This window comes from Streptomyces sp. NPDC017979, assembly GCF_044328175.1.
In the GTDB taxonomy this organism is placed as follows: Bacteria; Actinomycetota; Actinomycetes; order Streptomycetales; family Streptomycetaceae; genus Streptomyces.
The window spans coordinates 256,514-274,736 of sequence record NZ_JBIRGU010000010.1 but is presented as its reverse complement, the minus strand read 5'-3'; the positions used below and the strand labels follow the sequence as shown (position 1 = coordinate 274,736).

19 protein-coding genes and 1 riboswitch are annotated in these 18,223 nt (G+C 73.6%); of the genes, 7 read left to right on the top strand and 12 right to left on the bottom strand.

Translation table 11 applies throughout. The features are described 5' to 3' along the window. Nucleotides 1-69 precede the first annotated feature (69 nt). A complete protein-coding gene (locus ACH4E8_RS25070; protein WP_398451920.1) occupies nucleotides 70-747 on the bottom strand; it encodes a VIT family protein in 678 nt (225 codons plus the stop codon). A 246-nt stretch (nucleotides 748-993) separates the two neighbouring features. On the opposite strand from ACH4E8_RS25070, the gene ACH4E8_RS25065 reads away from it, so the two are divergent. From ACH4E8_RS25065 to ACH4E8_RS25050, 4 genes are all read left to right on the top strand, one after another. Next, nucleotides 994-2,040, top strand: coding sequence for a DEDDh family exonuclease (locus ACH4E8_RS25065; RefSeq protein ID WP_398451781.1), 1,047 nt, complete (start codon nucleotides 994-996; stop codon nucleotides 2,038-2,040). Nucleotides 2,041-2,109: 69 nt separating this feature from the next. Further along, complete coding sequence (locus ACH4E8_RS25060) at nucleotides 2,110-2,901, top strand: SURF1 family protein (protein WP_398451779.1); 792 nt, start codon at nucleotides 2,110-2,112, stop codon at nucleotides 2,899-2,901. A gap of 126 nt (nucleotides 2,902-3,027) precedes the next feature. Next, complete coding sequence (locus tag ACH4E8_RS25055) at nucleotides 3,028-4,815, top strand: glycoside hydrolase family 15 protein (RefSeq protein WP_398451777.1); 1,788 nt, start codon at nucleotides 3,028-3,030, stop codon at nucleotides 4,813-4,815. Nucleotides 4,816-4,819: 4 nt separating this feature from the next. Then, nucleotides 4,820-5,575 (top strand): SDR family oxidoreductase, encoded by a 756-nt coding sequence (locus ACH4E8_RS25050; protein ID WP_398451775.1) that lies wholly within the window; start codon nucleotides 4,820-4,822, stop codon nucleotides 5,573-5,575. Nucleotides 5,576-5,848: 273 nt separating this feature from the next. Here ACH4E8_RS25050 and amaP read toward each other — a convergent pair whose 3' ends face one another. From amaP to ACH4E8_RS25025, 5 genes are read right to left on the bottom strand one after another with little or no spacing between them, the layout of a single operon-like run. Next, nucleotides 5,849-6,427 (bottom strand): alkaline shock response membrane anchor protein AmaP, encoded by a 579-nt coding sequence (gene amaP / locus ACH4E8_RS25045; RefSeq protein ID WP_398451773.1) that lies wholly within the window; start codon nucleotides 6,425-6,427, stop codon nucleotides 5,849-5,851. A 7-nt stretch (nucleotides 6,428-6,434) separates the two neighbouring features. Then, nucleotides 6,435-7,073 (bottom strand): DUF6286 domain-containing protein, encoded by a 639-nt coding sequence (locus ACH4E8_RS25040; protein WP_398451771.1) that lies wholly within the window; start codon nucleotides 7,071-7,073, stop codon nucleotides 6,435-6,437. After that, nucleotides 7,070-7,453, bottom strand: a complete 384-nt coding sequence (locus ACH4E8_RS25035) for an Asp23/Gls24 family envelope stress response protein (RefSeq protein WP_398451768.1) — start codon at nucleotides 7,451-7,453, stop codon at nucleotides 7,070-7,072. The genes ACH4E8_RS25040 and ACH4E8_RS25035 overlap by 4 nt, the downstream gene beginning before the upstream one ends. 5 nt (nucleotides 7,454-7,458) lie before the next feature. Continuing rightward, nucleotides 7,459-7,650 (bottom strand): hypothetical protein, encoded by a 192-nt coding sequence (locus tag ACH4E8_RS25030; RefSeq protein ID WP_398451765.1) that lies wholly within the window; start codon nucleotides 7,648-7,650, stop codon nucleotides 7,459-7,461. Between the two features lie 44 nt (nucleotides 7,651-7,694). After that, entirely contained in the window at nucleotides 7,695-8,162 is a 468-nt protein-coding gene (locus ACH4E8_RS25025; protein WP_398451764.1) for an Asp23/Gls24 family envelope stress response protein, read from the bottom strand. Nucleotides 8,163-8,326: 164 nt separating this feature from the next. Between ACH4E8_RS25025 and ACH4E8_RS25020 the strand changes: the two genes are divergently transcribed. Next, nucleotides 8,327-9,016, top strand: coding sequence for a hypothetical protein (locus ACH4E8_RS25020; protein WP_398451761.1), 690 nt, complete (start codon nucleotides 8,327-8,329; stop codon nucleotides 9,014-9,016). A 159-nt stretch (nucleotides 9,017-9,175) separates the two neighbouring features. Here the strand turns inward: ACH4E8_RS25020 and ACH4E8_RS25015 are convergent, their stop codons facing one another. From ACH4E8_RS25015 to ACH4E8_RS24990, 6 genes are all read right to left on the bottom strand, one after another. After that, entirely contained in the window at nucleotides 9,176-9,979 is an 804-nt protein-coding gene (locus ACH4E8_RS25015; protein ID WP_398451759.1) for an enoyl-CoA hydratase/isomerase family protein, read from the bottom strand. 155 nt (nucleotides 9,980-10,134) lie between these two features. Then, nucleotides 10,135-10,356: a helix-turn-helix domain-containing protein gene (locus tag ACH4E8_RS25010; RefSeq protein ID WP_006123601.1), complete on the bottom strand. Its 222-nt coding sequence runs from the start codon at nucleotides 10,354-10,356 to the stop codon at nucleotides 10,135-10,137. Between the two features lie 401 nt (nucleotides 10,357-10,757). Next, on the bottom strand, nucleotides 10,758-12,356 hold the full coding sequence (locus ACH4E8_RS25005; protein ID WP_398451757.1) for an ABC-F family ATP-binding cassette domain-containing protein: 1,599 nt from the start codon (nucleotides 12,354-12,356) through the stop codon (nucleotides 10,758-10,760). Nucleotides 12,357-12,560: 204 nt separating this feature from the next. Then, nucleotides 12,561-13,949, bottom strand: coding sequence for a hypothetical protein (locus ACH4E8_RS25000; protein ID WP_398451755.1), 1,389 nt, complete (start codon nucleotides 13,947-13,949; stop codon nucleotides 12,561-12,563). A 235-nt stretch (nucleotides 13,950-14,184) separates the two neighbouring features. Further along, complete coding sequence (locus tag ACH4E8_RS24995; protein ID WP_398451752.1) at nucleotides 14,185-15,312, bottom strand: alpha/beta hydrolase; 1,128 nt, start codon at nucleotides 15,310-15,312, stop codon at nucleotides 14,185-14,187. Between the two features lie 91 nt (nucleotides 15,313-15,403). Further along, nucleotides 15,404-16,066: a class II aldolase/adducin family protein gene (locus ACH4E8_RS24990; protein ID WP_398451750.1), complete on the bottom strand. Its 663-nt coding sequence runs from the start codon at nucleotides 16,064-16,066 to the stop codon at nucleotides 15,404-15,406. A gap of 293 nt (nucleotides 16,067-16,359) precedes the next feature. On the opposite strand from ACH4E8_RS24990, the gene ACH4E8_RS24985 reads away from it, so the two are divergent. Together ACH4E8_RS24985 and ACH4E8_RS24980 are read left to right on the top strand one after the other, a co-directional pair. Further along, nucleotides 16,360-17,649: an anion permease gene (locus ACH4E8_RS24985; protein ID WP_398451748.1), complete on the top strand. Its 1,290-nt coding sequence runs from the start codon at nucleotides 16,360-16,362 to the stop codon at nucleotides 17,647-17,649. A 12-nt stretch (nucleotides 17,650-17,661) separates the two neighbouring features. After that, nucleotides 17,662-17,889: a hypothetical protein gene (locus ACH4E8_RS24980; protein WP_398451746.1), complete on the top strand. Its 228-nt coding sequence runs from the start codon at nucleotides 17,662-17,664 to the stop codon at nucleotides 17,887-17,889. 170 nt (nucleotides 17,890-18,059) lie between these two features. After that, nucleotides 18,060-18,192, top strand: a riboswitch (cobalamin riboswitch). Nucleotides 18,193-18,223: the final 31 nt, after the last annotated feature.

Here is an 18,223-nt window from a genome sequence, read left to right as displayed (position 1 = left end):
TGCGAGACGAATTGTCAGCAAGTTTTGGTGACTTCCACCAATGCACCGCCGACGCCCCGCCATCAGGGCTCAGCCGCCGACCCCCACCGCGCCGAGCAGTGAGCCCGCCGCGTACGTCACCCCCATCGCCAGCGCTCCCCCGCCCACGTTCCGCGCCACCGCAGGCGCCAGCCGCGCCGCGCCCAGCCGGGCGCTCCACCAGCCGGTGAAGGCGAGCGCCAGCAGCACCGAGCCCACGGTCACCGCCAGCCGGGCGGACGCCGGGGGCAGCACGATCGCCAGCAGCGGCAGCAGCGCGCCCACGGTGAAGGCGAGGAAGCTGGCGCCGGCCGCGTGCCAGGGGTTGGCCAGCGCGTCCGGGTCGATGCCCAGCTCCACCCGGGCGTGCGCCCGCAGGGCGTCGCGCTCGGTGAGCTGGACGGCGGCCTCCCGGGCGACCTCGCGCGTCAGACCGCGCTGCGTCAGCAGCCCCGTCAGCTCCTCCAGTTCCGCCTCCGGCTCCTCCTTCAACTCCCGCTTCTCGACCGCGAGCGCGGCCTTCTCGGAGTCGCGCTGGGTGGAGACCGAGACGTACTCGCCCGCCGCCATGGACATGGAGCCGGCGAGCAGCCCGGCGAGGCCGGAGGTGAGCAGGGTCCCCCGGTCGCCGGTGGCGCCGGCGACGCCGACGACCAGTCCGGCGGTGGACACGATGCCGTCGTTGGCGCCGAGCACGGCGGCGCGCAGCCAGTTGAGCCGGGTGCCCATGCCGGGCTCGTGGGGCTCGTGGTGGGGGCCGGTGCCGCCCGGGGCCGGGGGTTCGTCGTGCGTCACCCCGGGAGGCTCCCACCGATCGGGCCGTCGGGTGCGCACCGACCCGCCCCGGGCGGGCTGTCGATCCGTCAGTTCCGCCGGCCGTCGGCGCGAGGGGCTTGCGGGACGGCCCGGTTGACGCTTCGGACCCGGCGGGAGCGGCGGCGGCGACGGCGCTGTCAGTGCGGCCCCGTATTCTCTGTGACCATGCTCGACGACAGGACGACGGCAGCGGCACACTGGCCCACCGCATACCCCCAGGGGTATGCGGTCGTCGATGTGGAGACCACCGGACTCGCCCGGGACGACCGGATAGTCTCCGCCGCCGTGTACCGCCTCGACGTCCACGGCGACGTCGAGGACCACTGGTACACCCTCGTCAACCCGGAGCGCGATCCGGGCCCGGTGTGGATCCACGGCCTGACCCAGGAGGTCCTGGGCGACGCCCCCTTGTTCGTCGACGTCGCCGACGCGTTCTCCGAGCGGCTTGCGGACCGGGTGCTCGTCGCCCACAACGCCATCTTCGACTGGTCCATGATCGCCCGGGAGTACGCGCGCGCCAGCCGCGCCGCCCCCGTGCGCCAGCGGCTGTGCACCATCGCGCTCGCCAAGGAGCTCACCCTCCCCCTGCCCAACCACAAACTGGAGTCGCTGGCCGCACACTTCGGCGTCGTGCAGCGCCGGGCCCACCACGCGCTGGACGACGCCCGGGTGTTGGCGGAGGCGTTCCGGCCGAGCCTGCACGCCGCCGCGCGCGACGGCGTGCGGCTGCCGCTGCTGGAGTGCCGCCCGCTCACGGAGTGGTCGGACGGCCCGGCCCGGCCGCGGGTGGGCCACCAGCCCTCGTACGGACACCGGCCCGCGGGCAGCCCGTCCTACGGGGGGACGTGGCGCACCTCGCGGAAGCGGCCCCCCTGCCCGTACCCCAATCCGGGGCGGTACGAGACGGGACGGCCGCTGAAGCAGGGCATGCGGGTGGCCTTCTCGGGCGACACCTCCGTCGAACGGGACCTACTGGAGGACCGGGCGTACGAAGCCGGGCTGCACATCGCCTCCAGCGTCTCCCGGCTCACCAGCCTGCTGGTCACCAACGACCCGGAGTCGGCCACCGCCAAGACGCTGAAGGCGAAGTCGTACGGCACGCCCGTCCTGGACGAAGCCGCCTTCACCCAACTGCTGCGGGACGTGGCCCCGGCCGAGGACGACGGCGCGGGCAAGGAGGGGGCAGGCGGCGGCCCGGTCGGGTGACGCCCCGCGATCCGCCGCGGGAGGGGCCCCACCTCCGGGCGTCCGACGGGCGGCAGGTACGGTCGATCCGTGTACCGCTTCCTGTTGACCCGGCAGTGGGTGATCCTCACCCTCATCGGGCTCGTCCTCATCCCCACGATGATCGAGCTGGGCTTCTGGCAGTTCAACCGCCACGAACGCCGGGTCGACCAGAACGCGATGATCGCCCGCAACCTCGACGCCGCACCGGTCCCGATCGAGGAGCTCACCTCCCCCGGCCACACGGTCCCGCGCGAGGACAAGTGGCGCCGCACCACCGCGACCGGCACCTTCGACCCGGCGAACGAGGTCGTCGTGCGCCGTCGCACCGATGCGGACGAGCGCGTCGGCTACCACGTGCTGACCCCGCTGGTCCTCGCCGACGGACGGGCCGTCCTGGTCAACCGCGGCTGGGTCGCCTCACCGGCCGACCCCAAGGCGTACCCCGAGGTGCCCGCCCCGCCCAAGGGCACGGTGACCGTCGTCGGCCGCCTCAAGGCCGACGAGACGACCAAGGCCAGCGGCATCAAGGACCTCGCCGGGCTGCCGCCCCGCCAGGTGATGCTGATCAACAGCGAGCAGCGGTCCAAGGCGATCGGCAGGCCGGTGCTCGCCGGCTACGTCGAGCAGACCTCGCCCAAGGCCGAGGACAACACCCCCAAGCAGATCCCGGACCCCGACCACGAGTCGATCGGCGCGCACATGGCGTACGCGATCCAGTGGTGGCTGTTCACCACGGCCGTGCCCGTCGGGTGGGTGGTCCTGGTCCGCCGCGAGGTCCGCGACCGGCGCGCCGCGGCGGCCCGCGAGACCAGCGAGCAGCCGGCGCCCGCGCACGCGTGACCGCCCGGAGGGGTCGGCCCGGCCCGTACCCGTACCGCCCCGCGTGCCCCATTCGCACCATTCGCCCCGAACGAGTGACGTCGTCACTCTGATTGGTCCGCGGACAAGACGGGAACACGCCAGAGCGTGACCCAACGCATCGAGGACTACGCCCTCATCGGCGATCTCCAGACGGCCGCGCTCGTCGGCATGGACGGCTCCATCGACTGGCTCTGCCTGCCGCGCTTCGACTCCGCCGCCTGCTTCGCCGCGCTCCTCGGCGACAAGGAGAACGGGCACTGGCGCCTCGCCCCCAAGGGCGCCGCCCGCTGCACCCGACGGCGCTACGTCGACGATTCGCTCGTCCTGGAGTCCTGGTGGGAGACCCGGACCGGCACCGTGAAGGTCATCGACTTCATGCCGCAGCGGGACGTCACCCCCGACGTGATGCGGATCGTGGAGGGCGTCAGCGGGGAGGTCGACATGGAGGCGGTGCTGCGGCTCCGCTTCGACCACGGCTCGATCGTGCCCTGGGTGCGGCGCTCCGACGGCCACCGGGTGGCGGTCGCCGGCCCCGACTCGGTGTGGCTGCGCAGCGAGCCGCCGGTCAAGACGTGGGGGCAGCAGTTCAGCACGGTCTCCTCGTTCACGGTCGCCGAGGGCGAGCGGGTCGCCTTCGTGCTGAGCTGGCACCCCTCCCACCACCAGCGCCCCGACCTCGTCGACCCCTACGAGGCGCTGCGGTGCAGCCTCGCCGACTGGGCCGAGTGGTCGCGGCGGTGCCGGTGCCCCGACCGGTACCGGGACGCCGTGATCCGCTCCCTGATCACGCTCAAGGCGCTGACGTACGGCCCCACCGGCGGGATCGTCGCCGCGCCCACGACCTCGCTGCCGGAGGAGATCGGCGGCGTACGGAACTGGGACTACCGCTTCTGCTGGCTGCGGGACTCCACCCTCACCCTGGGCGCCCTGCTCACCGCGGGCTACCAGGAGGAGGCCGCGGCGTGGCGGGACTGGCTGCTGCGGGCGGTGGCCGGCGACCCGGCGGACCTCCAGATCATGTACGGGCTGGCCGGTGAACGCCGGCTGGCCGAGACGGAGCTGCCCTGGCTCGCCGGATACGCCGGCTCCGCCCCCGTGCGCACCGGGAACGCGGCGGTCGACCAACTCCAGCTCGACGTGTACGGCGAGGTGATGGACTCCCTCTTCCTCGCCGCGCAGGAGGGCATCCCCAGCGAGCGGCACGCCTGGTACCTCCAGCTCAGCCTGCTCGGCTTCCTGGAGTCGAAGTGGCGCGAACCCGACGAGGGGCTGTGGGAGGTGCGCGGCCCGCGGCGCCACTTCGTGCACTCCAAGGTGATGGCGTGGGTGGCGGCGGACCGCGCCGTGCGCACCCTGGAGGCCGATCCGTCGCTGCGCGGGGACGTGGCGCGGTGGCGCACGATGCGGGACGAGGTGCACCGGGAGGTCTGCGAGAAGGGGTACGACCCGCGGCGGGGCACCTTCACCCAGTACTACGGCTCGCACGAGTTGGACGCGGCGACGCTGCTGATCCCCCGGGTGGGCTTCCTGCCGCCGGACGACCCCCGGGTGGTCGGGACGGTGGCCGCGGTCCGCGAGGAGTTGGGCACGCCGGACGGCCTCGTCCGCCGCTACAGCACCGAGGGCACGGGGGTGGACGGGCTGCCGGGGTCCGAGGGCGCGTTCCTCGCCTGCTCGTTCTGGTTGGTGGACGCGGAGCGCATGACGGGGCGCGAGGAGCAGGCGCGGGAGCTGTTCGAGCGGCTGCTCGCGCTCCGGAACGACGTCGGGCTGCTCGCCGAGGAGTACGACCCGGTCGCCGGGCGGCAGCTCGGCAACTTCCCGCAAGCCTTCAGCCACATCGCCCTGGTGAACTCCGCCCTCGCCTTCGCGCCCGAGGAGCGGGCAGGATAGGCCCATGGATCTTGGACTGAAGGACCGCGTGTACGTCGTCACCGGTGCGTCGAGGGGGCTCGGCAACGCGTCGGCGCGGGAGCTGGTCGCGGACGGCGCGAAGGTCGTCATCACCGGCCGGGACGAACGCACGGTCGCGGACGCGGCGGCGGAGCTCGGGCCGGACGCGGTGGGCATCGCCGTCGACAACGCCGACGCGACGGGCCCGGAGCGGATGATCGCCGCGGCCCGTGCGCACTTCGGGCGGTTCGACGGCGTCCTCATCAGCGTCGGAGGGCCGGCGCCGGGCTTCTCTTCGGACAACACGGACGAGCAGTGGCGGACGTCGTTCGAGTCGGTCTTCCTGGGAGCGGTGCGGCTCGCGCGGACCGCGGCGGAGGAGTTGGGCGAGGGAGGTGTGATCGGGTTCGTGCTCTCCAGCTCGGTGCACGAGCCCGTGCCGGGGCTCACCATCTCCAACGGCCTGCGGCCGGGGCTGGCCGGCTTCGCGAAGTCCCTCGCCGACGAGTTGGGCCCGCGCGGCATCCGGGTCGTCGGCCTGCTCCCGGCGCGCATCGACACGGACCGCGTGCGGGAGCTGGACGCGCTGACCGGCGACGCGGAGGCGGCGCGCGAGGCGCACGAGGCGCGGATTCCGCTACGGAGGTACGGGGCGCCGGAGGAGTTCGGCCGCGCGGCGGCGTTCCTGCTGTCGCCGGCGGCGTCGTACGTCACGGGCGTGATGCTCCCCGTCGACGGCGGCACCCGCCACGGCTTCTGATTGTTTGTGGCTCGGTTCGCCTCCGGAGCGCTTGAGCGGGCTCGACGGTCGATCATGCTCAGCCGTTCGTACCTCACGGCCTCCGCGTGTTCTCCCTTACTCCCCCGCGCGCCCCTTCGGCTCACTCGCCGACCGGCACCAGCCCGCCCACCTGCGGGACGAGGGTTTGGGGACCCCCAGCGCAACGAGCCACCTATGGTCCGCAGAGACCAAAGCACCCGCGGCGCAGGCGTCCAGCAGGTCGCGCAGCACACCGCAGCGCATGCGCGGGGGCTACGTCACGCGGCGGGCGGCGTGCTTCGCGGCGCGGAGGTGGGACTCCGTCGGGAGGGAGGCGAGGCCCGCGGAGTCGCGCGCGTGGGCGACCGCCTCCGACGTCAGTCGGTGCAGCGTCGCCGCCGGCGAAGCGTACGGCTCCAACAGCAACCGCACCCGCGCCCGCGGCGTGCTGCGCCTCCCCCGCAGGGTGATCGTGGCGCGGGCGACCCCGTCCAGGGACTCCGCCTCGCGCTCGATGACGCCCTCCAGCGCCCGCCCCCTCAGCAGCGCGCCCTCCCCGTCGCCGCTGTCGACCAGCACCTCCGTGAGGCGGGCGCGGCGGAGTTGGGCCAGCAGGAGCCAGAGGGCCAGGACGACGAGGACCGCGAGGGTCGCGAGGACGGCCGGCCACCACCAGCCCTCGGCGCGCCAGCGTTCCCGGTCCGCGCGGCTCAGCAGGACGTCGTCGGGGCCGTACCAGGGCCACCAGGACGGCACGTCGAGCCCCGCGCCCGCGGCCAGCACCGCGCCGCCGACGGCGACCAGGGCCAGTCCGGACAGACCGAGCACGACACGGTTCACGCTCCGCAGCATCGTCGGCTCACCTCTTCTTCACGGGCGTGCGGGAGACCCGCACGTTCAGCGCGGGCGGTTTCGCCAGGCCGAGTTCGACGATCGCCGCGGCCAGCGCGGCGTCCACGTCGGCGCGGACCTCGTCGAGCGCCCGGAAGTGGGAGCGGGCCCGCACCGCCACCTTGGAGCGCCCCATGCTGACGCGTACGGACTGCACTCCGGGGACCTCCATCGCCCGGTCCCGCAGCACCAGCGCCGCCGCGTCGCGGGCGAGCCCGGCGCGTACGGTCGGCTCGTCGCGGTGCATCGGCAGCAGCCACCGCAGGCCCGGGGTCAGGGCCATGACGACGAGACAGAGGCCCACCGCCACGACCGCGCCGGCGACCGCCAGCACCCACGGCTCGTCCAGCCGCCACTGCGCGAGGTCCTGCGCCGCGGACCGGCGCCAGCTCATCGCGGGCCGGCCGGCGCGCACCGCGGCGACGTCGTACAGCAGCACGCCCGCGCCGCCGAGGACGACCAGCGCCAACAGGGCCGTCGGCACGCGCCGCACGGACCAGAAGCGCCGGGCCCCGCGCCCGCCGGAAGCGGGTTCGTACGCCGCACCGGACGCGGACTGGTCCAGTGCGGCGGCGGTGCTCGACGGCGACGGTGTGGGTTCAGTCATCGGATCCTGCCCTCCGCGGCGCCGCGCGTGTGTGCCGAGTGCAGCCCTTCGACGGACACGTCCACCTCGGGCACGTCCATTCCCGCCAACGCCCTTACCCGCTCGGCGACCCGATGACGCACCGCGCCGCACTGCCCGCCGATGTCGGACGGGTAGTCCAGGTCGAGGCTGATCCGCACCCGGGCGGAGTCCTGGTGGACGACGACGCTCGCGTGCGGAGGGGCGCCGTCCCGGGGCACCCGGCCCAGCGCCTCCCGCGCCGCCTGCGCCGCGATCTTGGCGACGACCCGGTCGGCGATGACGGTCGCGCCGCGCTCCCCCGGCGCGATCCGCGTGCCGTCGACGGCCGCCGCGGACCCGTCACCGACTCCGCCCGCCACCCGCTTCACCGCGGCCGGTCGCCGCGCTCGCGGGAGCGGAAGAAGTCACCGGCTTCGAAGTCGCCCTCCAGGAAGCGGCCCACCACGAACCCGACCGCGCCGAGCGCGGCGACCAGCAGGAACGCGCCGAAGCCACCGAAGTACCCGGCGAAGCCGAGCCCCATGCCGGCCAACAGGCCGACCACAGCCATGCTCATCGTGAGCTCCTTGTCCTGTCCGCCGGCGCCGGGGGCACCGGCCACTACTGGAGTCGCGGCTCCGGCTCTTCGTCTTCCTCGTCGGGCAGCTTCACATCGCTGACCGCGATGTTGACCTCGACGACCTCCAGGCCCGTCATCCGCTCCACGGCGGAGATCACGTTCTCCCGAACCGCGCGCGCCACGTCGGAGATCGAGACCCCGTAGTCGACGACGATCTCCAGGTCGAGGGCCGTCTGCACCTCGCCGACCTCGGCCTTCACCCCGCGCGTCGCGCTGGCGCGGCTGCCGCCCGGCACCCGGTCGCGGACCGCGCCGAAGGTGCGGGACAGCCCGCTGCCCATCGCGTGCACGCCGACCACGTCGCGCGCCGCCAGACCGGCGATCTTCTCGACGACGCCGTCGGCGATGGTGGTGCGCCCGCGGGACCCGGGATCCCCGGCGCGCTTGGTGACGGCCGTCCTCCTCGGCTCGTCGCCGGAGCCGGATTCACTGCTGGCGGTGTCGCTCATCGCGTGTCCCTTCCAAGCCCGCAACGACGGTGGCGGGCCCTGGTGCGGCTGCACGGCGGGCCGTGCCGGACGCCCGGGAACTCCGGGTGATCCACACGGCGCCCTCTGCTCCACACTAAGTGCGTCTGCCCCGCCTCGCGCCGGGAATGCGGCAGGCTGGGGCAATGACCACTGCTGATGCGGTACGGGGCCGGCTCCGCCCGGGCAGATTGCTTCCGCTGGGCGCCGCACAGGACGGCGCGTGGTTGACGGAGGAGGCGGCGCGGCCGGTGCTGCTGCGCGCGGCGGCCGGGGTGCCGGGGATCCGGCTGGCGCGGGTACGGCTCGGGCTGGCCGATCCGGAGGCCGCGGCCCCCTCCCCCGTACCGCCGCCGCCGAGCGCACTGCCGCCCGGCCCGCTGCGGATCGCGGGCGAGTGCACGGTGGGGCCCGGGGCCGTCAGGCCGCTGCCCGAGTTGGCGTCCGTGCTGCGCGAGGCCCTGTTCACGGCGGCGGAGGCGCTGGACCTGCTGGTCGGCACGGTCGACCTGCACGTGGCCGGCGTCCACGAAGAGGACGCCGGCGCCTCGGATTCCGATCGGAGCGGGGGCGCTGCGCCGGTGGAGGGAACGGCCTTCGAAGGGCCGGCGGCCACGGCCGCTGCGGCGGCGCCGGGGGTCGCCCGGCTGACCGCCGTCCTGGGCCCGCCCGTGCACTTCGCGTCGGACCACGTGCGCGTGGAGGTGGCGGTGGCGCGGGGCCACCGCCCGTTGGACGTCGTCCGCGCCGTGCGCACGGCGGTGACCGGGGCGCTGGCCGCCGACCGCCCGGTGACCGTGCTGGTCACCGCGGTGGACGAAGCGGAAGCGCCCTAGTGCCCCTCCCGGCAAGCTTTGCCCTGTCGTCCCGTCCGGCACGCACCCTCGCCGCGTTGGCCGAAACCCCTGGTAGCTCCGCTACCAGAGCTTCCGGCCGCCTTGCGATCGCACGCACCGGACGACACTCCTCACGGGCAAACATTGCCGGTCACGGCACTAGTCGCCGATGCCGGCGAGGTCGCGCAGTCGGCGTGCCTGGGCCGCGCGTTCGGCGACGTACTGTTCGCTCGGTGAGCGGTCGGCGGCGCCCTGGAGCAGCGCCTTGGTCTCGATGACGGCGTCCCGCGGCGCGGCGAGCAGCGCCCCGGTCAGATCGGTGACGGCGGCGTCCAACTCGTCGCGCTCGACGACGAGGTTGGCGAGTCCGGTGCGTTCGGCTTCTTCGGCGTGGACGAAGCGCCCGGTGGCGCAGATCTCCAGCGCCCGGGCGTAGCCGACGAGGGACACCAGGGGGTGGGTGCCCGTGAGGTCGGGGACGAGGCCGAGGCTGGTCTCGCGCATGGCGAACTGCACGTCGCGCGCGACGACCCGCAGGTCGCAGGCGAGGGCGAGTTGGAAGCCGGCGCCGATCGCATGGCCCTGGACCGCGGCGACGGTGATGAGGTCGCGCCGCCGCCACCAGGTGAACGCGTCCTGGTACTCGGCGATGGCGGCGTCCAACTCCGCGTCGCTGCCGCGTGCCAGGTCGAGGAAGGACGGCTCACCGTCGAAGCCCTCGGGCGTGAACGCCTGTCGGTCGAGGCCGGCGGAGAAGGACTTGCCTTCGGCGCGCAGCACCACGACCCGTACGCTGCCCGGCAGCGACCGCCCGGCCTGCGCCAACGTCCGCCACATCGCAGGCGATTGGGCGTTGCGCTTCGCCGGGTTGGCCAGCGTCACCGTGGCCGTCTCGCCGTCCACGGCGAGGCGTACGCCGTCCTGGTCCAACACGAGTTCGCGTACGGCGTCGGACGTGGTCATGGGCGCCTCCGGTTCGGGTGCAGTCCGTGCAGAGTAGCTAAGCAACTGCACAGTAACCACCCGGCCGACCGCGTGATCCGGCCGGGTGCGCACCTACGAACGTCGGTGGGTCCACGCCCGCCCGAGTCCGTCCGGACGGTGCCGAGGACCGGCCGTCAGGCCGATGCGGCCTTCTTGCCCCGTGTCGCTCCGCCGCGTCCGCGCAGCGTGACTCCGGACTCGCTGAGCATCCGGTGGACGAATCCGTAGGAACGGCCGGTCTCTTCGGCCAGCGCCCGGATACTCGCACCGGAGTCGTACTTCTTCTTCAGGTCAGCCGCGAGCTTGTCGCGCGCGGCACCGGTCACCCGGCTGCCCTTCTTCAGAGTCTCGGCCACCCGTGCCTCCTCATGGGAAGTGCGCTCTGGACTTCTCATGATCACCCCTCATGGGCTTCCTGGCCACCCATTCGGCAAGGTCAGTGAACGAGCTTTGCCCGGTGTCGAGGACCGTCCAAGCCGCCGGGATGCCCGGCACCCCGCGACTCGGACGGGGTCAGCGCACCGACTCCGGAGAGAGTTGCCAGGTCAGGGGCGGGGTGGGAAAAGGGCGCCGGGGAGCGCGGGGGCCATAGGACGGTCGTCGGGGATCCGCCAGGACCCACACCGGGGTACGAGATCGTCTCACTCAGATGACGGATCACCCGTGAGCCGAATGATCCATACGGAGTGGATCATTCCGTATGGATCCGTGTGGTCGGCGGGCGCCGTTTCGTCGGCGGGGCGGCGGGGCGGCCGGGTCAGGCGAGGGTGACCAGGTCGGCGTAGTCCGCGCCCCACAGGTCCTCGACGCCGTCCGGCAGCAGGATGATCCGCTCCGGCTCCAGCGCCTCGACCGCGCCCTCGTCGTGGGTGACGAGGATGACCGCGCCCTTGTAGGTGCGCAGCGCGCCGAGGATCTCCTCGCGGCTCGCCGGGTCCAGGTTGTTGGTGGGCTCGTCGAGGAGGAGCACGTTGGCGGCGGAGACGACCAGGGTGGCCAGGGCCAGTCGGGTCTTCTCGCCGCCGGAGAGCACTCCGGCCGGCTTGTCGACGTCGTCGCCGGTGAAGAGGAACGAGCCCAGCGTCTTGCGCACCTCGACGAGGTCGAGGTCGGGCGCCGAGGTCCGCATGTTCTCCAGGACCGTGCGGTCGGGGTCCAGGGTCTCGTGCTCCTGGGCGTAGTAGCCGAGCTTGAGGCCGTGGCCGGGGGTGACCGTGCCGGTGTCGGGCCGCTCGACGCTGGCGAGCAGCCGCAGCAGGGTCGTCTTGCCGGCGCCGTTGAGGCCGAGGATGACGACCCGGGAGCCCTTGTCGATGGCCAGGCTCACATCGGTGAAGATCTCCAGGGAGCCGTACGACTTGGACAGCCCCTCCGCGGTGAGTGGGGTCTTGCCGCAGGGCGCGGGCTCGGGGAAGCGCAGCTTGGCGACCTTGTCGGAGACGCGCGCCTCCTCCAGGCCGGAGAGCAGTCGCTCGGCGCGGCGGGCCATGTTCTGCGCGGCGACGGTCTTGGTGGCCTTGGCGCGCATCTTGTCGGCCTGGGCGTTGAGCGCGGCGGCCTTCTTCTCGGCGTTCTGGCGCTCGCGCTTGCGGCGCTTCTCGTCGGCCTCGCGCTGCTGCTGGTAGAGCTTCCAGCCCATGTTGTAGATGTCGATGGTGGCGCGGTTGGCGTCGAGGTAGAAGACCTTGTTGACGACCGTCTCGACCAGGTCGACGTCGTGGGAGATCACGATGAAGCCGCCGCGGTAGGTCTTGAGGTACTCGCGCAGCCAGACGATGGAGTCGGCGTCGAGGTGGTTGGTCGGCTCGTCCAGGAGCAGGGTGTCGGCGTCCGAGAAGAGGATCCGGGCCAGCTCCACCCGGCGGCGCTGGCCGCCGGAGAGGGTGTGCAGCGGCTGGCCGAGGACCCGGTCGGGCAGTCCGAGGGCGGCGGCGATGGTGGCGGCCTCGGCCTCGGCGGCGTACCCGCCCTTGGTGAGGAACTCCGTCTCCAGGCGCTCGTAGCGCTTCATCGCCTTCTCGCGGGTGGCGCCCTTGCCGTTCGCCATCCGGTCCTCGTTCTCGCGCATCTTGCGCAGCACGGAGTCCAGGCCGCGGGCGGAGAGGATGCGGTCGCGGGCGAGGGTGTCGAGGTCGCCGGTGCGCGGGTCCTGCGGGAGGTAGCCGACCTCGCCGGAGCGGGCGATGGCGCCGGCGGCGGGCTGGCCCTCGCCGGCGAGGCACTTGGTCAGGGTGGTCTTGCCGGCGCCGTTGCGGCCGACCAGGCCGATGCGGTCGCCCTTGGCGACGCGGAAGGTGGCGGACTCGATGAGGACGCGTGCGCCGGCGCGCAACTCGATGCCGGAAGCGGTGATCACGGACAGACTCCAGGACAGCTGTGTCGAACGGCGGAAGGATGGGCGGAAGGGCCGCGAGGGCTTCGACGCCGTCTATTGCGCAAGGAGAATGGCCATGCGGGCCAGTCTAACGGGGGCGTGCAAGTGGTTTGCTCCCCGAGCGCCGGGTGCGCGGGGCCCCTGCCCGCAGTGGGCGCCGCGGGACCGGGGCCCCGCGGCGCCGCCTCAGGCTCCGCCCGTGTGGACCTGGAAGGCCGCTCGGCGCAGCGCCTTGGCGAGGGCCGGGTCGGGGTGGGCGGCGGCCAGCGCGACCAGGACCTGCACGGTGCGCGGGTGACCGCCGGAGCGGACCTCGGCCAGCAGCGCCGGCACGGTGCCCTGGACCGCGGAGTCCAGGTGGCGCAGCAGGAGCTGCGGCTCCCCGTGGTCGGCGACGGCGGCGGCGGTGTCCACCCAGAGCCAGGTCGCCTCGGCGCGGGTGAGCACGTCCTGGGCGTCCTCGGCGTCCATCCCCTCGTACTCGGCGAGCCAGAGCAGGGCGTACGGGCGCAGGGAGGGTTCGACGGCCGCGGCGCGCACCTCGGGCTCGGCGGGGGCGCCGACGACCCGCAGCGCCTCGAAGGCGAGCCCGCGCAGCAGGGCGTCCTCGCCGCGGGCGACGGTCAGCAGCTCGGCGACGGAGCTGGCGACGGTACGGGCGGCGAGCCAGGCGCGGTACTCGGCGCGGGCGGGGCCGGGGGTGAGGCGGGCGCAGCCGCGGAGCATGTCCTCGGCGGGCTGCTCGATGTTCCCGGCCGGGCTCTGGGCCGCGACGCAGATCTGTTCCAGCTTGACCCAGACCGCCCAGTTGCCGAGGGGGGTGAGGGTGGCGGAGCGGCCCCGGTCGAGGGTGAGCGCGCCGACCGCGGCCATGCCGTCCAGCGCCCAGTCGAGCAGCTCGGCGACGGGGACGTCTCCGACGGGCGGGGGCACGGACCCTTCGGCGGGGTCGTCCGGCAGCAGGCAGCGCTCCTCGCGCAGCTCCACGACCCGCTGCTCCAACATGTCGAGCAGGGTGGTCACGGCGACCGGTCCGGCGGAGAGCTGGAGCAGGGAGAGCAGTTGGGGGATCGCCTCGACGACTTCGGCGACCGCGGTGGTCGCCACGGAGTCCGGGGCGGGGTGCGCCAGCGACCAGGCGTCGAAGAGGGCGACCCAGCCGCGCAGTACGGCCATGTCGTCGCGGTCCCAGGCGCGCAGCCGCCAACCGGGGCGCACGGTGTCGCCGTGGAGTTCGACGAGCCCGGCGAGGCGGGCCCGGTCCCAGTCCGCGCGCACTTGGGGACGGGTCAACTCCAGTGCTGCGGCGGCGCGTTCCTCGGCGGCCGCGGCGAGCGGGGCGGTGCCCGCGTCGCCGTCGGCGGCCGCCCAGCGGGCGATGCGCACGGCGTCGGCGAGCAGTCGCCGGGCCTGTCGGGCGAGTTCTGCCGGGGGCGGGGTGCCCTCGGGTGGCCGCGGCGCGGGCCGGGTGCGCCGGGTGGTCACGGCCCTGCGTGCACTGGCCAGCGGTCGCGGGCGGACAAGACGGAGTCTGGAGTTGCGCGCCAATTGCTCATCAGGCTTTCGGGACGTCACGGGGAGCAGTCTTCCCGTTGACGGCCCGAAAGCCCAAACGGAACCGGACGGGGGCCGCTTCGGCGGTGGTGGCCAGGGGCGCTGGGGGTTACGCGGAAGGGTCGGCCGGCGGGTCGCGCGGGGGGCTCGCAGCGACGCTCCCATCGAAGGGGTGACGCTCGCTCCGGGCGCTCGCTCCGGACGTTCGCACCGGGCGCTCCCGTCGGCGACCCGTACCGGTCGCGCGCACCGGCGCTCACATCAGGGGGGTGAGGAAGCGGCGGAGGGCTTCCTCGTAGCGACCGGGGTCGGTGTTCCACATGGCCGAGTGCGGAGCGTTGAGGACGGTCTGGAGCGTGACCAGGTCCGGGCGGGCGGCGGCCAGTTCGCGGGAGGGGCCCCAGGGGGCGAGGGTGTCGTCGGGGCCGTGGAAGAGCAGGGTGGGGACGGTGACGGCGGGCGCGACGGCGGCGACGGGGTGCGGCTGTGCGTACAGCCCGGCCCGGGCCCGGGCCGTCCGTACGACCAGGGGCACCAGGGGCCCCGGGGTGTGCCGGGCCCGGGCGAGGGCCCGCAGGGTGGCTTCCTGGTCAAGGACCGGGGAGTCGAGGACGAGTCCGGTGACGTGGCCGCGCAGGGCGGAGTCGGCCGCCGCGCGCAGGACCATGGCCGCGCCGGTGGACCAGCCGTACAGGACGACGTGGCGGGCGCCGCCGCGGACGGCGAAGCGCAGGGCGGCGTCGACGTCGCGCCACTCCCGGTCCCCGAGGTGGTTGAGCCCGTCGGGGGGCCGGGGCGCGTCGGGGTCGCCGCGGTAGCCGAGGCCGAGCACCGGCAGGCTCCTGCGGTGCAGGAACGGCAGCAGGTTCATGGGGTGCTCGCGGGTGGCGCCGAGGCCGTGCACCGCGATCACCCAGGTGTCGCGGACGCCGGGGACGAACCAGGACGGGAGCGGGCCGAGTTCGCCGGGGACGGTGACGTCCCGGTGGTCGATGCCGAGGGCTTCGGTGGGGGTGCCGGTGTGCAGCCGCGGCGTCATGCGGACCCGGGTGCCCGGGGCGAGGGCGCCGCGGCTGACCCGTTCGAGCCGGCGCACGACGGTGTCGGGCGAGTTCGACAGGCCGTCGAGCACGGGGCCGGCGATCGCGTCGACGTCCGTGCCGGCGAGGCCGTACGTGCCGGGGCGGCGGGAGGCGAGGCTGCGGGTGAGGGCCACTTGGCCGGCGGCCGTGGCGTGCACCGTGAGCCGGTGCTCCCCCGGCGGGGTCCGTCCCGGGGCGGCGCGGAGCGTCGCGTCGCTCGCGTACCGGGCAGCCGCCGCCACGGCCACGCCGACGCCTGTCAGGAGGGTGACGGCTGCCGCCGCCGCTGTTGCCGGACGCACCGTTCCAGTGTCGGTACGCCGGCGGCGCCCTGCCAGCCGGCGCCACCCGCCCGGGTCGCGGCGGCCGGCCGGCGGGGGTTCGCGGCGGGGTTCAGGAGCGTTGTCCGTACCCCTTGAAGCGGGTGGCCGCATCGGCGAGCTGCGCGGCGGTGAGCAGGGAGGGGGTGCGGCCGGGGACGCCGGACGCGGCCAGCCACAGCCGGCACATCCACTCCAGTTGCGCGGTGCGGTCGTACGCCTGGTCGAGGGTGTCGCCCAGGGTGACGGTGCCGTGGTTCTGGAGCAGGCAGGCGGCCCGCCCGTCGAGCGCGGCCAGCGCGTTCGCGGCGAGTTCGTCCGATCCGTAGGGGGCGTACGGGGCGACGCGGACGGGCCCGCCGACCTCCGCGGCCATGTAGTGGATCGGCGGCAGCTCCGGGACGAGGGTGGACACGGCGGTGGCGTGCACGGCGTGGGTGTGGACCACGGCGCGGCCGGCGCCGGACCGGTGGACCGCGAGGTGGAGGGAGAGTTCGCTGGTGGGCGCGAGGGAGCCGATCACCTGGCGGCCGTCGAGGTCGACGGCGACCACGTCGCGGTCGGTGAGCCGGTCGTAGGGCACTCCGCTCGGGGTGACGAGGACGAGCGGGCCGACCCGGGCGGACACGTTGCCGGACGTGCCGACGACGAGGCCGTCGGCGGCGCTGCGGCAGGCGGTGGCCACCAGGGCGCGCCAGGTGTGTTCGATCTCGTCGTAGGACGTCCGTTCGGTCATGCGTCGAATCCTGTCAGCCGCTGTCGCGGTCGCCCAGAGGGCCCGTGATGCATATCACCGCAAAATCACAGGAAAGCGACCGAGGATCGGTGCCGAAGGGGCGGCCGCCCCGCAGTGCGGGGCCGCGGACGGCCGGGAGGGCGGCAAAGAGGTGGGGCCGCACCGCGAACGAGACACAAACGGAACCATGAGAACCGCTTGGAGACACCGCGAGTCCCGCCTCAGTTCACCTTCCGTTCACCCAGGTTACTTACGTTCGGCGAGCCACTGACGTCCATAGATTGCCTGGGTAAATGGAACACATCACGCTGCTGCTCGCGATTGTGATCGTGACAGCTCTCGTGTTCGATTTCACGAACGGTTTCCACGACACCGCCAACGCGATGGCGACCACCATCTCGACCGGCGCCATGAAGCCCAAGACCGCGGTGGCCATGTCCGCCGTGCTCAACCTCGTCGGCGCGTTCCTGTCGGTGGAGGTCGCCAAGACGATCTCCAGCGGCATAGTCGACGAGTCAGGCATCACCCCAGAAGTCATCTTCGCCGCGCTCGTAGGCGCCATCCTCTGGAACCTGTTGACCTGGCTGGTCGGTCTGCCGTCCAGCTCGTCGCACGCCCTGATGGGCGGCCTGGTGGGCGCGACCGTCGCGTCCGTCGGCTTCGACGCCGTCAACAGCGGCACGGTCATCACCAAGGTCCTGATCCCGGCCGTGGCCGCGCCGCTCGTCGCCGGCATCGCCGCGATGCTGGCGACCCGACTGACGTACAGGATCGGCCGCAACACGGACGCCAAGGGCACCGAGAAGGGCTACAAGGCGGGTCAGATCGCCTCCGCCGGCCTGGTCTCCCTGGCCCACGGCACCAACGACGCCCAGAAGACGATGGGCATCATCACCCTGGCCCTGGTCGCCAGCGACGTGCTCGACCCCGGCTCGAACCCCCCGCTGTGGGTCATCGTCTCCGCGGGCGTCGCGATCGCCCTGGGCACGTACCTCGGTGGCTGGCGCATCATCCGCACCATGGGCAAGGGCCTGACCGACCTCCAGCCGCAGCAGGGCTTCGCCGCCCAGACCAGCGCGGCGACGGTCATCCTGGCCTCCTCGAACCTCGGTTTCTCCCTCTCCACCACCCACTCCTGCTCCGGCGCCGTGATGGGTGCGGGCCTCGGCCGCAAGGGCGGCGTGGTCCGCTGGTCGACCGCCACCCGGATGTTCGTGGCCTGGGGTCTGACCCTGCCGGCCGCCGCGCTCGTCGCCGCCGGCTCCGAGTTCGTGACCAAGCAGGGTGACTGGGGCGTGGCCGTGGTCGCGGTCTTCCTGGTCGCCTCCAGCGCCGCGATCTGGGTGATCTCCCGCCGCCAGGTCGTCGACCACACCAACGTCAACGACGTCGACGAGCAGGCCGAGGGCGCCGCCGAGCCCGCGGGCGTCGTCACCACCGCCATCGCGGCCGTCACCCCGCCGCCGGCCGGCGGCACCGGCGTCGCGGACGGCGCCGACCTCACGAAGACCATCCCGGCCTCCGCCGCCTCCTCCGCGTCCTCGACGTCGGAGAACGGCCCGGCCAGCCCGGCTGCGGTGTAAGGACAGAGCAACATGAAAATCGACTGGGAAGCCCTCGGTTCCGTCTTCGGCGTGAGCCTCGTCGCCACCGTCGCCCTCGTCGGCCTCTTCTCGCTGGGCGTGGTGATGCTCAGCAAGCAGGAGCAGACCGCGGGCGCCTCGGGCGGTGGCTCCGGAGTGCTGGCGCGCACCGGCGCGTACGCCTGCTTCGCGCTCTGCGCGGTGGCCGTGACCTACGGCATCTACCTGATCGTCGACTGACCGGCCGGTCCGGCCGCGTCACCGCGTCACTACGGGCCGGGTCGTACGTCCTTCGCTGGACGTACGACCCGGCCCGTCGTCGTGCGCGGCCGTCCGCTCCTGCCCTTCACCGGTCTTCGTCGCAGGTCAAGGGCGTGTTCCAGGTCAAGGGAGAGTTGACGGCCCTTCTCACCCCGTGGTGGACTGCCGGGGCCATTACGGCGGCAGCAGAGGAAGTCCGGTGCGAATCCGGCGCGGTCCCGCCACTGTCACCGGGGAATCCCTCCCCGGGAGCCAGGAACTCTCGCCGCCGATCACGTCGAACCAGGGCGCGGACACCCTGAGTGAGGACCTG